The sequence below is a fragment of the Pantoea sp. XAF26B01_ASV70 genome, from assembly GCF_054512635.1.
In genome coordinates this window covers 2,056,658-2,069,846 of record NZ_CM137251.1, presented here as the reverse complement: position 1 = coordinate 2,069,846, position 13,189 = coordinate 2,056,658, and the positions used below count along the sequence as shown (strand labels likewise).

General features: G+C 54.7%; 12 protein-coding genes and 1 pseudogene. 7 read left to right on the top strand and 6 right to left on the bottom strand.

What is annotated here, in order from left to right; genetic code table 11:
• Nucleotides 1-13: 13 nt before the first annotated feature.
• Entirely contained in the window at nucleotides 14-904 is an 891-nt protein-coding gene (locus tag ACX8ZY_RS09650; protein WP_060680287.1) for a GNAT family protein, read from the top strand.
• Nucleotides 905-1,109: 205 nt separating this feature from the next.
• Here the strand turns inward: ACX8ZY_RS09650 and ACX8ZY_RS09645 are convergent, their stop codons facing one another.
• Nucleotides 1,110-1,520, bottom strand: a complete 411-nt coding sequence (locus ACX8ZY_RS09645; RefSeq protein WP_158131662.1) for a helix-turn-helix domain-containing protein — start codon at nucleotides 1,518-1,520, stop codon at nucleotides 1,110-1,112.
• Between the two features lie 583 nt (nucleotides 1,521-2,103).
• Here ACX8ZY_RS09645 and ACX8ZY_RS09640 point away from each other — a divergent pair.
• Nucleotides 2,104-2,307 carry a hypothetical protein gene (locus ACX8ZY_RS09640; protein WP_010244562.1) on the top strand — a complete coding sequence of 68 codons (204 nt, stop codon included), beginning with the start codon at nucleotides 2,104-2,106 and terminating at the stop codon, nucleotides 2,305-2,307.
• Nucleotides 2,308-2,375: 68 nt separating this feature from the next.
• On the opposite strand, the pseudogene ACX8ZY_RS09635 reads toward ACX8ZY_RS09640, so the two are convergent.
• Nucleotides 2,376-2,656, bottom strand: a pseudogene (locus ACX8ZY_RS09635) (Arm DNA-binding domain-containing protein); the annotation flags it as partial.
• Nucleotides 2,657-2,830: 174 nt separating this feature from the next.
• On the opposite strand from ACX8ZY_RS09635, the gene sapC reads away from it, so the two are divergent.
• The 5 genes from sapC to ACX8ZY_RS09610 all read left to right on the top strand — a co-directional run bounded on the left by sapC (nucleotide 2,831) and on the right by ACX8ZY_RS09610 (nucleotide 7,782).
• Nucleotides 2,831-3,721, top strand: a complete 891-nt coding sequence (gene sapC, locus ACX8ZY_RS09630; protein ID WP_010670235.1) for a putrescine export ABC transporter permease SapC — start codon at nucleotides 2,831-2,833, stop codon at nucleotides 3,719-3,721.
• The gene (gene sapD, locus ACX8ZY_RS09625) at nucleotides 3,722-4,717 is read left to right on the top strand and encodes a putrescine export ABC transporter ATP-binding protein SapD (RefSeq protein ID WP_010244553.1); all 996 of its coding nucleotides are present in this window, start codon (nucleotides 3,722-3,724) and stop codon (nucleotides 4,715-4,717) included.
• A gap of 1 nt (nucleotide 4,718) precedes the next feature.
• Nucleotides 4,719-5,522, top strand: a complete 804-nt coding sequence (sapF, locus tag ACX8ZY_RS09620; protein ID WP_010244550.1) for a putrescine export ABC transporter ATP-binding protein SapF — start codon at nucleotides 4,719-4,721, stop codon at nucleotides 5,520-5,522.
• Between the two features lie 141 nt (nucleotides 5,523-5,663).
• Nucleotides 5,664-6,452, top strand: coding sequence for an enoyl-ACP reductase FabI (gene fabI, locus ACX8ZY_RS09615; RefSeq protein ID WP_010244547.1), 789 nt, complete (start codon nucleotides 5,664-5,666; stop codon nucleotides 6,450-6,452).
• 217 nt (nucleotides 6,453-6,669) lie between these two features.
• The gene (locus tag ACX8ZY_RS09610; protein WP_158131661.1) at nucleotides 6,670-7,782 is read left to right on the top strand and encodes a CMD domain-containing protein; all 1,113 of its coding nucleotides are present in this window, start codon (nucleotides 6,670-6,672) and stop codon (nucleotides 7,780-7,782) included.
• Between the two features lie 6 nt (nucleotides 7,783-7,788).
• Here ACX8ZY_RS09610 and ACX8ZY_RS09605 read toward each other — a convergent pair whose 3' ends face one another.
• The 4 genes from ACX8ZY_RS09605 to ACX8ZY_RS09590 all read right to left on the bottom strand — a co-directional run bounded on the left by ACX8ZY_RS09605 (nucleotide 7,789) and on the right by ACX8ZY_RS09590 (nucleotide 13,077).
• Entirely contained in the window at nucleotides 7,789-8,685 is an 897-nt protein-coding gene (locus ACX8ZY_RS09605; protein ID WP_031292934.1) for a LysR family transcriptional regulator, read from the bottom strand.
• Between the two features lie 191 nt (nucleotides 8,686-8,876).
• Nucleotides 8,877-9,608, bottom strand: coding sequence for a YoaK family protein (locus tag ACX8ZY_RS09600; protein WP_050679877.1), 732 nt, complete (start codon nucleotides 9,606-9,608; stop codon nucleotides 8,877-8,879).
• A 151-nt stretch (nucleotides 9,609-9,759) separates the two neighbouring features.
• Nucleotides 9,760-11,304 (bottom strand): methyl-accepting chemotaxis protein, encoded by a 1,545-nt coding sequence (locus ACX8ZY_RS09595; protein WP_010244535.1) that lies wholly within the window; start codon nucleotides 11,302-11,304, stop codon nucleotides 9,760-9,762.
• Nucleotides 11,305-11,490: 186 nt separating this feature from the next.
• A complete protein-coding gene (locus tag ACX8ZY_RS09590) occupies nucleotides 11,491-13,077 on the bottom strand; it encodes a PTS transporter subunit EIIC (protein ID WP_086905469.1) in 1,587 nt (528 codons plus the stop codon).
• Between the last annotated feature and the right edge of the window lie 112 nt (nucleotides 13,078-13,189).

The window sequence follows — 13,189 nt, the reverse complement described above, 5'->3', positions numbered from 1 at the left end:
TTTAACATTTTATATGAGCCACTTCAAAAGAATGCTTTACGGCTGGGAAAAATCCGACGCTGGCATTTATGAGCACTGTTTTAACCGTTTTGGCGGGAGTGTTAATATGCATCCTGACGTGATCAGGTTTTTCTCATCTCGCACAGGTCATGAGGCAACGTATTTTCATAAAGTAAAGCAAGGTGGCTATATTGCCGCATATGCCCTGCTGGATCACTCACGGATAGGTGTCGATCAATGGAAAAAATTCCCGCTATCTTATGATGAGATCATGGTGCCGGCGGCTAAAAATGCCTCGATGCTTTTCCCTGAAAGAACCAATAAAATGTCACATTTCAACAAGCACAATTTCATAAACTTTAACTTTTCCTTTGCCCGAAAAAATAAAGTGTGCTTTGTAAAAGAGAGCTATTCAGTTAAAACAGAAAAGAATCGCCGCAACGAATACAACCGGTTCATACGTGCGGGTGGCCGCTGCTGTGATATGAATCAATTCAGCCCTGAAGAGCTGGCAGACTATTATATCTTCCTTTTTAAATCCCGTTTTTCTGACAACATAACCTGTTATTCCAGGGAGAACCTGATCACGCTTATCATTGCCTTGAAAAGGATGCTCTTCGGCTATATTCTTTTTGTAGGTAACGAGCCGTGCGCGATGGATCTGCTCTTCATGGCTGAGAGTGAACACATTATCTATTTTGATGTGCCAAACGGCGGCGTTAACATGAAATATTCGGACCTTAGCCCGGGTAGTTTGCTTATGTGGAAAAACATTGGTGCGGCAAGGGACTTCTGTAAACAGACGGGCAAGGAGATGAGGCTTTCAATCGGTTCACTTGATAAAGAATGGACGTATAAGCTTCGCTGGGCGGATGCGCACTCCACGGGGAAAACAATTTTTTAATCTTTCTTAGGAATCAGGCTTATTTTCTGCAACAAAGCGGCTAAAAATTAGCACAAAACCGCGCGTTCCTGAATTGCCAGGCACCAATGAAGGGTGTTTAAAGATAAAACGTTTAATCTCAGGGCCGATTTTAATTTTTTATGCATCGCGGTCCTTCCCCGCCGTCCTGTAGATAATAATTTTCTGCGGATGCAATCAGGTAAACCTATGGCATTACGTAAGCTCTCAATCGCTGCCTGAAAATGGTGTCATCGCTGGGGAAGCAGAGAGAGTCCTTATCTGATTTTTTTGCAGCATCAGTGATTCGCCAGATGCCGGGAGGCATACCAAAATGTCGTGAGAAGGCGCGAGTGAACGTTTGCTGTGAGTCGTAGTTGAACTGATCAGCCACCTCTGCAATAGTGGCTTCAGTAAACCTTAAACTCAGCGAGGCCGCCTGCATTCTGGTGTTATTAATATATTTCCCGAGGCTGACTCCGCAATGCTTTGTGAACATTCTGTTGAGGTGCCATTTTGAATATCCACTTTTTTTAGCCACTTTATCCAGGCTTATTTTTTCATCCGCATGATCATCAATCCATTTTATTAATGCATTAAAGAAGTTTTTATCTGTCATGCCATCCCCCTTTTGCGTTTTTTGCGGTCTCTTTTAATTCAAATCCATTATCACACAAAATTTAATTCTATATTGATCGTTTGCAATTCCCTTGTCTAAGCTCCTTTCATTTTATTCTCGCCACCGATTTATCTCCTTTAGTAAAAGGCTCTATCTCAGCACGAGACTATCCCCTAAAGTCATCAATGAACAATCAGGAAATCATGAAGAATCTGTCAATGCTGCACAAAAAGTGATCTCTGTTGAGGCGAACGTCTTAGGTGTTGGATGATCCGTCTTCCGTGGAAGATTTACGGTGTATTACTCATGCAGCATCATGAACGATTTCCTGTGCGGGTTCCGGCAGGGTTTCAGTAGTGGGCCATTCGCGCATAGCATCTGCACCTGAAATCGCCAGGCGGGCATGCTTCCACAGCGGTCTGAACACCGGGACACCTGAAGCCAGCCGGTAATCGCGCATAATATCGGCATGAAGTAATCCACTGAGATGCCTGGTATTTTCAGGATAGGCTAAAATTCTTTATGTAAGCGTCAGCAACAAACCTCGCGGTAACGACGCGGTTTATCAGAAAGAGGACGAAAAATGAAATTCGCTGTAATTTTTGAAGATACCGGCGTTGAAGAGGAACATGAGTTTGACACCAAACCTGTTGCCGGAGATTTAGTGACGTTAACGCGCGATGGGATAGGTAAAGATTATATCGTGATCATTGAGCCGGATCCTGACCACACCCATGACGATGGGCCTGACGGACACCCGACAAAGGCCAGGGTCCGGCCAGCGTAGCCTCTGCTAAGATCTACTCCGCCGCCCAACAGGGCGGTTTTTATTGCCTGTTATCCGGAGGTGAATATGACTTTTTTCAGTCTGTTCAGGATGATATGCCGACGCGGATCATAACCCTTTGCAATCCAGAGCCGAAATTGCTGACGCCGTTTCCTTGCCTGTAACAGGGATATCGACGGATAATCCCCTGTAGTCAGCTGACGGGCTAAGCCTCCCAGCGATAACGGTAGAAAAATGTCACGCCGCCTCGAATGGAGAGCCTGACATTCAGTCCGGACGAGTCGAAGATAACCTCTGCTTTGTCGCGGCGCTTACCCAGCGCTTTCCTGAGCTTAGTGTCTGTCTGCAATGTGGACATCTTCTTTGCGTCTACGCAGAGGCGTACACAAAACACATAAATTAACGCTACTCAGAGTCAGCCATGATAAAGAAACATAAAGCATGTCCTCAGGATAACCCTCTGATATGAATTATTTTTATAAAGAAATGTTGTCCGAACTCAAGCACAATAAAGTGAAAGCGTATGCCCTCCGATAATATCTACGCCGAAAAACGCCTGCCCAGCGCGTTTCGTCAGAGCTGGCACCATTTCTATGGCAACCCGATTTCGATGGTCGGGCTGTATGGCTTTGGCGCACTGCTGCTGCTCTGTCTGTTTGGCGGGCTGATAGCGCCATACGATATCGATCAGCAGTTCCTGGGTTATCAGTTGCTGCCGCCGTCCTGGTCACACTACGGCGATGTCTCCTTCTTTCTCGGCACTGACGATCTGGGTCGGGATGTGCTGAGCCGCCTGCTGAGCGGTGCGGGCCCGACGGTGGGTTCGGCGATTCTGGTGACGCTGTTCGCCACGCTTGGCGCGCTGGTGCTGGGCGTACTGGCGGGCATGACGCATGGCATACGCTCGGCGGTGATGAACCACGTTCTGGACACCCTGCTCTCTATTCCGTCGCTGTTACTGGCGATTATCGTGGTGGCGTTTCTCGGGCCACGACTCGAGCACGCATTGCTGGCGGTCTGGCTGGCGCTGATTCCACGTCTGGTGCGCGAGATTTACAGTGCCGTGCATGATGAGCTGGAAAAAGAGTATGTGGTGGCGGCACGTCTGGACGGTGCCAGAGGCCGCAACATCCTGCGCTACGCCATTTTGCCTAACATTTTACCGTTGCTGATCACCGAAATTACCCGCGCGCTATCGATGGCGATTCTGGATATAGCCGCACTCGGGTTTCTCGACCTTGGCGCGCAGCTGCCTTCGCCCGAATGGGGAGCGATGCTGGGTGATTCGCTGGAGCTGATCTACGTCGCCCCCTGGACCGTTATGCTGCCGGGTGTGGCGCTGATGGTCAGCGTATTAATTGTTAACCTGCTCGGTGACGGCATCCGTCGCGCCGTCGAAGCGGGAGTGGAATAAATGCCGTTACTCGATATCCGTAATCTGACCATTGAATTTATGACCGCTGACGGACCGGTCAAAGCGGTCGATCGCGTCAATCTGACGCTGGGCGAAGGTGAAATCCGTGGCCTGGTCGGTGAGTCCGGCTCTGGTAAGAGTCTGGTTGCCAAGGCGATCTGCGGCGTAACTAACGATAACTGGCGTGTCACCGCCGATCGCATGGTATTTGATGATGTCGACCTGCTGCGCCTGTCGTCGCGCGAGCGCCGCCGCATTATCGGACATAACGTCTCGATGATTTTTCAGGAGCCGCAATCCTGTCTGGATCCCTCTGAAAGCATCGGTCGTCAGCTGATGCAGGTGATCCCGCGCTGGACGTATAAAGGTCCGTGGCTGAAACGCTTCTGGTTCTGGCGCAAAACCCGCGCCATCGAACTGCTGCATCGCGTCGGCATTAAAGATCACAAAGATATAATGCGCAGCTTCCCCTATGAGCTGACCGAAGGCGAATGCCAGAAAGTGATGATCGCGATTGCGCTGGCTAATCAGCCGCGTCTGCTGATTGCCGATGAGCCGACGAATGCCATGGAACCCACTACGCAGGCGCAGATTTTCCGCCTGCTGAGCCGTCTGAACCAGAATAACAACACCACCATTCTGTTGATCAGTCATGACCTGCGCACCATGAGCCAGTGGGCGGACCGTATCAACGTGATGTACTGTGGTCAGACGGTAGAAACCGCCCAGAGCGAAGATTTAATGAGTACGCCGCACCATCCTTATACTCAGGCGCTGATTCGGGCGATGCCCGATTTTGGACGATCCCTGCCGCACAAAAGCCGTCTCAATACTTTGTCAGGAGCGATCCCGTCGCTGGAGAGCCTGCCGATTGGTTGTCGTCTGGGGCCACGTTGCCCTTATGCGCAGCGCAAATGTATTGAAACGCCACGGCTAACCGGCAGCAAAACGCATCTTTATGCCTGTCATTTCCCGCTGAATATGGAGGGCCAGTAGCATGGAGACTCTGCTGGAAGTGCGCAACCTGAGTAAAACCTTCCGTTATCGTACGGGCCTGTTCCGCCGTCAGCACGTTGAGGCGGTGAAGTCGGTCAGTTTTACCCTACGCGAGAGGCAGACGCTGGCAATAATCGGCGAAAATGGCTCCGGCAAGTCCACGCTGGCGAAGATGCTCAGCGGCATGGTCGCCCCTACCGAAGGTGAGATTCTGATAGACGATCATCCGCTGACCTTTGGCGATTATGGTTATCGCAGTCAGCGCATCCGCATGATTTTCCAGGACCCCTCAACCTCGCTGAATCCGCGTCAGCGTATCAGCCAGATTCTGGAGTTCCCGCTGCGGCTCAATACCGATCTCAGCGCGGAGGATCGAGAGAAACGCATTATCGCCACCCTGCGTCAGGTGGGATTACTGCGCGATCACGCCGGCTATTATCCGCACATGCTGGCACCCGGTCAGAAGCAGCGTCTGGGGCTGGCCCGCGCGTTGATTTTGCAACCCAAAGTGATTGTGGCCGATGAAGCGCTGGCCTCACTGGATATGACGATGCGTTCCCAACTGGTGAATCTGATGCTGGAACTGCAGGAGAAGCATGGGATCGCTTACATTTATGTTACCCAGCATCTGGGGATGATGAAGCACATCAGTGACAAGGTGCTGGTGATGCATCAGGGCGAAGTGGTCGAGCGCGGCGGCACCGCTGACGTACTGGCCTCCCCGCTGCACGATCTGACCCGACGACTGATCAGCAGCCACTTTGGCGAAGCATTGAGTGCCGAAGCCTGGCGGCGCGAGCGTTGATTTTTGCTGCATATCGCGGAAATTGCGGGGCGATTTACCTGATTTATGAGAGACGTGCTAGAATCCGCACGTCGATTAACGTCGGTCGCTTACTTTTTAACCATGCGGCCGCCAACTACAATGACCATAAGGATTACAGCTATGGGTTTTCTTTCCGGTAAGCGCATTCTGATTACTGGCGTTGCCAGTAAACTTTCCATCGCCTACGGTATTGCACAGGCGATGCACAAACAGGGCGCAGAACTGGCTTTCACCTACCAGAACGACAAATTAAAAGGTCGTGTGGAAGAGTTTGCCAAAGATTTGGGTTCAGACATCGTGCTGCCATGTGACGTAGCCGAAGATGAGAGCATCAAGTCTCTGTTCACTGAACTGGCAAAAACCTGGCCGAAATTTGACGGTTTCGTTCACTCTATCGGTTTCGCCCCTGGCGAGCAGCTGGTTGGCGACTACGTGAACGCCGTTACCCGCGAAGGCTTTAAAATCGCGCATGACATCAGTGCTTACAGCTTCGTCGCGATGGCCAAAGAGTGCCGCGAGATGCTGAATCCACACTCTGCGCTGCTGACTCTCTCTTACCTGGGTGCTGAGCGCGCGATCCCGAACTACAACGTGATGGGTCTGGCGAAAGCGTCGCTGGAAGCCAACGTGCGCTACATGGCAAACGCCATGGGCCCGGAAGGCGTGCGTGTTAACGCCGTTTCTGCCGGTCCAATCCGCACCCTGGCAGCATCAGGCATCAAAGATTTCCGTAAGATGCTGGCACACTGCGAAGCGGTCACCCCGATTCGCCGTACCGTTACCATCGAAGATGTCGGCAACTCAGCAGCATTCCTCTGCTCTGACCTGGCTGGCGGCATCACCGGTGAAGTAGTACACGTTGATGGCGGCTTCAGCATCGCCGCAATGAACGAACTGGAACTGAAATAAGTTCTGCAAGGGCGAGCCTGGCTCGCCCTTCTCTTTGCTCCCGCCTCGCCCTTCCTGCCTGATTTCGCTGCCGTTATACCGTAACGCTATTAATTATCACCGATCAATCTTTTGCCCCGGACTGGCCATCAGCGACGATAAGCCTGCCCTTCGGTTTATGCACATTTTCAGATTCTGCCGCCTGCATACCGAACCCGAATTTGCAAAAGGATTGATCATGGAACAACGCCGCTATCCGGGCCATAACCACTGGTTTTACGAGAGCCAGACCAGTCCACGTACCTCACAGGCCGCACCGCTGGTGCCAGAGGCCGCCCATATCGATGACCGTTTTTTGCTGGGATGTTACACCGATGACAACGTGGTGCAGTCACTGCTGCGCACTAATCAGCCCGCCCTGCTGGCGGCGCGCGATCTGGCACAGCTGCTGTTCCCCGACCGCGTCGTCACCACGCTCACGCATACCTTAACGCTTTACGATCGCCTCAGCACGGCGCTGACGGTGGCGCAGGTGGCGGGTGTACAGCGGCTGTGTAATCACTACTCTGCCCGCCTCAATCCGTTGCCCGGGCCCGACTCCTCACGTGAAAGTAATAATCGCCTCACCCAGATTACGCAATATGCACGCCAGCTGGCGATGCAGCCTGAGCTGATCAGCGCCAGCGCAATCACTGCCCTGGATGCAGTCGGCCTGACAGAGCCCGATATTGTGACGCTGAATCAGGTGATCGGCTTTGTCAGTTATCAGGCGCGGGTGGTCGCCGGTTTACAGGCGCTGCAGGCCCAGCCGGTACGCTGGCTGCCCGGCAGCACTGCACCACCCGATGCTGAGGCCACAGGTTTTGATCAGCCTGCCCGCTGGCAGCCGGTGCTGAAACCGCTGGAGTTGCGGTATGCCAGTGCTGAGCAGCTCGCTGCCATTACCCGCTGTCAATCGCTGCCGGGAATGCAGGACGCGGTATGGCTGCTGGCACACGATCCCTCAGTGCTCTATGGCTGGGCGCAACTGCGTCAGCATCTCACTCAGAACAATACTCTGGCAGAAGCGACAGCCGCCCGTATTCTGGGCAGTCGCTGGGCATTCCGGCTGCTGCCCGGAAATGAGATCTTAATTGAGGGCGTGGATGACGCGGCAGCAAAAGAGGAAGAGCAGCAGATTATTGCGCTGGCGGCACAACTGACCCGCTCGCCCGAGCGATTCAGCGCGGCTCACCTGCAACCGCTGATGGAGGCGGGCTGGGAAGCTGAGGCGCTGTTCGCACTGATACAGAGCGTGGCGATAGGCAACTGGAACAGCCGCCTGTTTTATGCGCTGGGCGAGGCGCAGTAACTGGAATTACACCGGCAGCAGGCCCCGTGCTTCATCGAAAAAGTGCTGCGCCAGCGGTGTGGCTCGGCCCGGTTCGGCAATTACCAGCGCCGCCTGGCGCGCCATCGGCGGCAGAGTAATAGCGCGCTGCTGCAGCCCCTGTAATGAAGCGGACAGCAGATGACCGACCGGCGACACCAACAGCCCCAGGCCGACCTGCGCGCACTGCATCAGCTGCATGACAGAGGCGCTCTCCACAATCACCCGGGGCACCAGCGCCGCCTCGCGAAAAGCCATATCAAGGTAACGCCGGAAATAACGCGTCGGCTCCGCCAGGCAGAGCGGCTGTTGTGCCACTTCCTCAAGCGTCAGCGCGGTTTCCCCCACCAGCTCAGGAAAATGGTCGGGATGGAATATGGCTTCAACGCCCCGATCTGCCAGCATCTCGGTCTGAAAATGGAGTTCACGCAGGGTTGCCATCTCGAAAAAACCGATCCCGACATCCACGGTGTGGCTGTTGAGTGCTTCCAGCAACTGGTCAGCACTCAGTACCGCAATGCGATAGTCGAGCTGAGGATAACGCGCCTGCACCGCTTTCAGCAGCAGCGGCAGTGCCATGCTGCACTGCGGCACCACGCCAACCCGCAGCGTACCGTTCACCCCATGCTTCAGCGATTCCACTTCCAGCTTCAGCCCCTGATAGACCGAAACAATTTCCCGCGCCCACGCCAGCACACGGTCGCCCTCTGGGGTAAATCCGGCAAAGTTATTGCTGCGGTTAATCAGCGGCAGGCCCAGCTCGCGCTCAAGGTTTTTCAGGCGCATAGAGAGGGTTGGCTGTGTAACAAAACTGGCTTCCGCGGCCCGCCCGAAATGGCGTTCACGCTCCAGGTTACACAAGTAAATGAGTTGTTTAATGTCGATGTTAATTTTCCATCAGCAGGTTGAAGGCTGTTCGCATTACTGTCTCGTTCGCAGGATCAACCAGAGTATAAGGCTGAATGTTACCCCGCGCAGGCTCGGATGTTTTAACCGCACGGTTCATTTGCGCAGGCGGATCGATGAAATCAGGACTCCGCGCCGCCCTGGTTTAAGCATCAGTGAGGGTAGCGCACTTAAATCATCGCGCCCTGTTGTTTTGCTGGCTTAGTAAAGATGGCATTCAGCGCCAGACAGATTAACCCGAACCCTACTGGCAGCAGGAAATCGTAGCTAAGCAGCCGGTAAAGCCCGATTCCGGCTATCCCTCCTGCAAGGAAAGAAAGCAGGGTCAGACAGTGCAGTCGCAGCCGGCTCAGATAGAGCGGTGCCTCTTTCGGTGACGCTTTACGCCGCAGCACCTCAAACAGCATTGCCAGCTCAATCCCGATATCGGTCGCCGTGCCGGAGATATGGGTAGTGCGAACGCGGGCATTGGAGATACGCGTCACCACCGCATTCTGCAACCCCATTAAAAAGCTCAGGCTCATAATTAACACCACACCGGGCGACTGCGGCGGAAAGTGATTTTCAATCACCCCCAGTGCAATCAGCGCGCTGCCCTCAATCAGGATGACAAAGGCATAGATAGTGCGGATATTTCTGCGGTGCCCGGCATTAATGATCAGCGTTGAAAACATGGAACCCGCAATAAACAGAAGCACGATCGACAGAAAAAACAGGCCAGGCCCCAGATTCGCTTTTGCCAGGTGATCGGACAGCAGCGAGACATTCCCGGTCATGTTGGCTGAAAAAAAACCGACGATCTCAAAGGCTGCGGTATTCAGTGCGCCTGCGGCAGCGGCAAGCGTGCAGGCCAGTCGGGTATCCGCGCTGTTGCTGCGGGCACTTTCCGTGCTGATTAGCATGACCACCCCATATTTACTGGAAAGCCTTATAATCCGCCGATTAGCCCTGCGCCACAAGGCACTGAATCAAACTCTCCCTTCTCTGTCGGGCATTACTCAGCATCGGGGCTCCGGACTCCGCGCTGCATAAACTCAGCGCGGAGAGCCCTGATTAACTGTTTGCCAGACGGAAGGTGGAGACCGACTGCGTCAGATACTGCACCTGCTCTTCCAGCGAGGCAGATGCCGCGGCAGACTCCTGCACCAGCGCCGAGTTCTGCTGTGTGACGCTGTCCATCTCGGTAACCGCCTGCTCAATCTGACCGATACCGCGACTCTGTTCATCAGAAGCGGTTGAGATGTGCTCCATCAGCAGATTCACGCGGCTGACAGAGGAGATAATGGCGCTCATCGCCTCACCGGTCCGGCTGACCTGATCGGAACCGGCGTGGATGATCGAAACAGATTCCGCAATCAGCCCCTCAATCTCTTTGGCTGCGGTAGCGCTGCGCTGGGCCAGATTACGGACTTCCCCTGCCACCACCGCAAAACCGCGACCCTGTTCACCCGCCCTGGCGGCTTCGACTGCCGCGTTCAGCGCCAGAATATTGGTCTGGAAGGCGATGCTGTCGATCACGGTGGTGATCTCCTCGATCTTCTTCGAGCTGGCATTAATCAGCGCCATCGATGTCACCACTTCCTGCGAGACCTTTTCGCCGCTTTCCGCGTTTTTCACCGCTTCACTGGTCAGGCGGCAGGCTTCAAAGACGTTTTCAGTGTTCTGTTTCACCGTTGCGCCCAGCTGCTCCATGCTGGCAGCGGTTTCCGTCAGCGCGGCAGCCTGCTGTTCGGTTCGCGAGGCGAGATCGATGTTGCCCGCCGCAATCTCCTGAGAGGCGGTGGAGACTGAGCGGGTTGAATCGCGCACCTGGAGAATAATAGCGGTCAGCGCGCTGCGCATCTGCTCCAGCGAGCCCATCAGCAACTGAATCTCACTGCGCGAACCGGCTTTGACCGGCACCGTGGTATCCAGGACGCCCGCCGCAATCAGCTTGCAGTGTTCCTGCGCATCATTGATCGGCGAAAGCACATAGCGCTTCATGAAGATGTAAATGGCGACGATGATGGCGAAAAACAGCACCCCAAACAGCCCCAGCAGGGTAATGCCGGAGGTAAAGTGACTCTGTGCATCGCTGTTAAGCTTTTTGGCATAGGTTTCATGCTGAGCCAGCACCCGGTCCAGTATGATTTCATACTGTCGATCAAGGCGAACCACGGTGGCAATCTGATTTTTAAAGCGCACCTGATCGTGCGCCTCTGCCGCCTCAATCAACGGCTGTAAACCCTGCTGACGATAGGCCTGATAAGCCTGGCTATAGGCGTCGGCTTCCGCCTCTTCGCCCGGCAGACGCGGCGCGTTCATATAGGCCTGAAATGCAGCATCCGCTTTGCCGGCCACGGTCCGAACGCTGTCCAGCGTGGCGGGATTATTTGCGTCACTGCCCTCAATCTCCTTCATGTACTCCATCAGACGCACACGCAGCGTGCGGCTGTGGTTGATTGGGTCAATCACCGAGAGCACCACACGGATCTCTTTGTTAACCGCATTCAGCGAGTGATTGCTCTGGATCAGCAGCCAGGTGCTGATTGCCACGCTGGTGAGAAACAGCGCCAGCAGGAAGGAGAAGATAATCAGGGAGGATTTTTTTAACGACATCGCGGTGTTCCGAAAAGTAAGAGGATTAGTCGCTATATCGGCAGAAAGGTACGGCCCATTAGGGCTGGGCTTTTTTTAGTTACAATAAGCGGGACGGCAGCGGGCGGAGCGTGCCCTGGAACAGGCGCTAACCGCCCACGGGCGTCGGGCGGTTAGCGTTGTGACGAAGAGTGAAACAGGCTGCCGTTAAGCGACGCCCAGTGCCATTTTTACCTCGTTGGCGATCTTCTCGACCTGCGGGCCGTAGATCACCTGAATGTCGTGCTCGCTGACGCGATTGACCCCGTTGGCACCGGTGCTCATCAGCGTCTGATCGACCACCTGATTCATCTCTTTGACCCGCACGCGCAGCCGGGTAAAGCAGCAATCGACATCCTCGATATTGGCCTGCCCGCCCAGCCCGCTGATAATGACCTGAGTCCGTTCATCCGCGGCGACCTGTTGCGGTTTCTCATCCTCCGATTCACGGCCCGGCGTTTCAACATTCATCCGGGTGATCACCAGCCGGAAAGCGTAGTAGTAGATCGGCGCATAGATCACGCCCAGCGCCAGCGTCCACCACCAGTGGGTTTTTGCCCCGCCCAGCATGCCGAACACCACCAGGTCGATAACACCGCCCTGCACGTTGCCAATCATCAGATGCAGCATCGACATCAGCATAAACGACAGGCCGGTCAGGAAAGCGTGTAGCAGATAGAGCACCGGCGAGACAAAGATAAAGCAGAACTCCAGCGGTTCGGTGATGCCGGTGGTGAAGGAGGTCAGCGCCCCCGCCATGACCAGTGCTTTGACCCGCTGTTTATGCTCGGGTCGGGCGGTGTGATAGATCGCCAGCGCCGCGGCGGGCAGGCCGAACATCATCACCGGAATCTTGCCCTGCGCCAGAAACTGCGTGGCCGTGCGCAGCGTCTCATCGGGAATCGATCCCGGATGAGTCAGCGACGCGTTGAAGATGTTCAGTGCACCAACCACGGTCTGGCCATCGACCACCGCCATGCCGCCAATAGGCGTGAAACGCACGGTTTCGTTAAGGATGTGATGCAGGCCGGTGGGGATCAGGATGCGCTCAAAGGCTCCCAGCAGAAAAGCGCCATACTGCCCGCTTTTGCCAATCATCTGTCCAATCCAGGCGATACCGTCGCCAATGGTCGGCCAGATCAGCGCCAGCAATACTCCAATCAGTGGCAGACAGACCACGGTCACAATCGGCACAAAACGCCGTCCGCCAAAGAAGCTGATCGCGGTAGGCAGTTGCTGGGTATAAAAGCGATTGTGCAGCGCCACCGTTACCAGTCCGGCAATCACCCCGCCCAGTACGCTCATGTTGTAGGTAAAGACGCCCAGCATGTTGATATATTCCGCCGAGGTCATCATGGCGGTGGTCTGGTCCATGCCCGCCTGCTGCAGGGCTGCAGGTGTGGTGGTGGCGGCGGTGATCCCTTTGGCCGCCAGCGTCGCGCTGATACCGACGTTCATCACGATATAGCCAATCACCGCGGCAAAGGCGGCGGTAGGTTTTTCCGCTTTCGCCAGTCCGATGGCACTCGCTACCGCAAAGAAGACCGGCAGATTAGCGAATAGCGCTCCGGCAACCTTGCGAATAAAGCCGATAATTAACTGCGGCACCTGCATCTGCGCAAAGGCATCGCCGGTGACCGCCGGGTTCTGCATGGCCGCCGCCAGCCCAAGGAAGATACCTGCGGCAGCGATGACCGAGATTGGCATCATCAACGCTTTGCCAAATGCATGAATCTGGCTGGTCAGCTGTTTCATGGAGTCGTGCCCTCTCTGATTGTGAACAGCAAGTATTAGCCTGTTGTCGGGAGAACTCCCGTTATCAGCAGGTTAAAGGCGGGTAAAATCTGACCAGCATCACATTTCTGGC

Bases quoted from the DNA above. Each gene is read 5' to 3' on its own strand.
- fabI (WP_010244547.1), top strand. From the start codon at position 5,664: ATGGGTTTTCTTTCCGGTAAGCGCATTCTGATTACTGGCGTTGCCAGT.
- ACX8ZY_RS09650 (WP_060680287.1), top strand. From the start codon at position 14: ATGAGCCACTTCAAAAGAATGCTTTACGGCTGGGAAAAATCCGACGCT.
- ACX8ZY_RS09610 (WP_158131661.1), top strand. From the start codon at position 6,670: ATGGAACAACGCCGCTATCCGGGCCATAACCACTGGTTTTACGAGAGC.
- ACX8ZY_RS09640 (WP_010244562.1), top strand. From the start codon at position 2,104: ATGAAATTCGCTGTAATTTTTGAAGATACCGGCGTTGAAGAGGAACAT.
- ACX8ZY_RS09595 (WP_010244535.1), bottom strand. From the start codon at position 11,304: ATGTCGTTAAAAAAATCCTCCCTGATTATCTTCTCCTTCCTGCTGGCG.
- ACX8ZY_RS09645 (WP_158131662.1), bottom strand. From the start codon at position 1,520: ATGACAGATAAAAACTTCTTTAATGCATTAATAAAATGGATTGATGAT.
- sapD (WP_010244553.1), top strand. From the start codon at position 3,722: ATGCCGTTACTCGATATCCGTAATCTGACCATTGAATTTATGACCGCT.
- ACX8ZY_RS09600 (WP_050679877.1), bottom strand. From the start codon at position 9,608: ATGCTAATCAGCACGGAAAGTGCCCGCAGCAACAGCGCGGATACCCGA.
- sapC (WP_010670235.1), top strand. From the start codon at position 2,831: ATGCCCTCCGATAATATCTACGCCGAAAAACGCCTGCCCAGCGCGTTT.
- sapF (WP_010244550.1), top strand. From the start codon at position 4,719: ATGGAGACTCTGCTGGAAGTGCGCAACCTGAGTAAAACCTTCCGTTAT.
- ACX8ZY_RS09590 (WP_086905469.1), bottom strand. From the start codon at position 13,077: ATGAAACAGCTGACCAGCCAGATTCATGCATTTGGCAAAGCGTTGATG.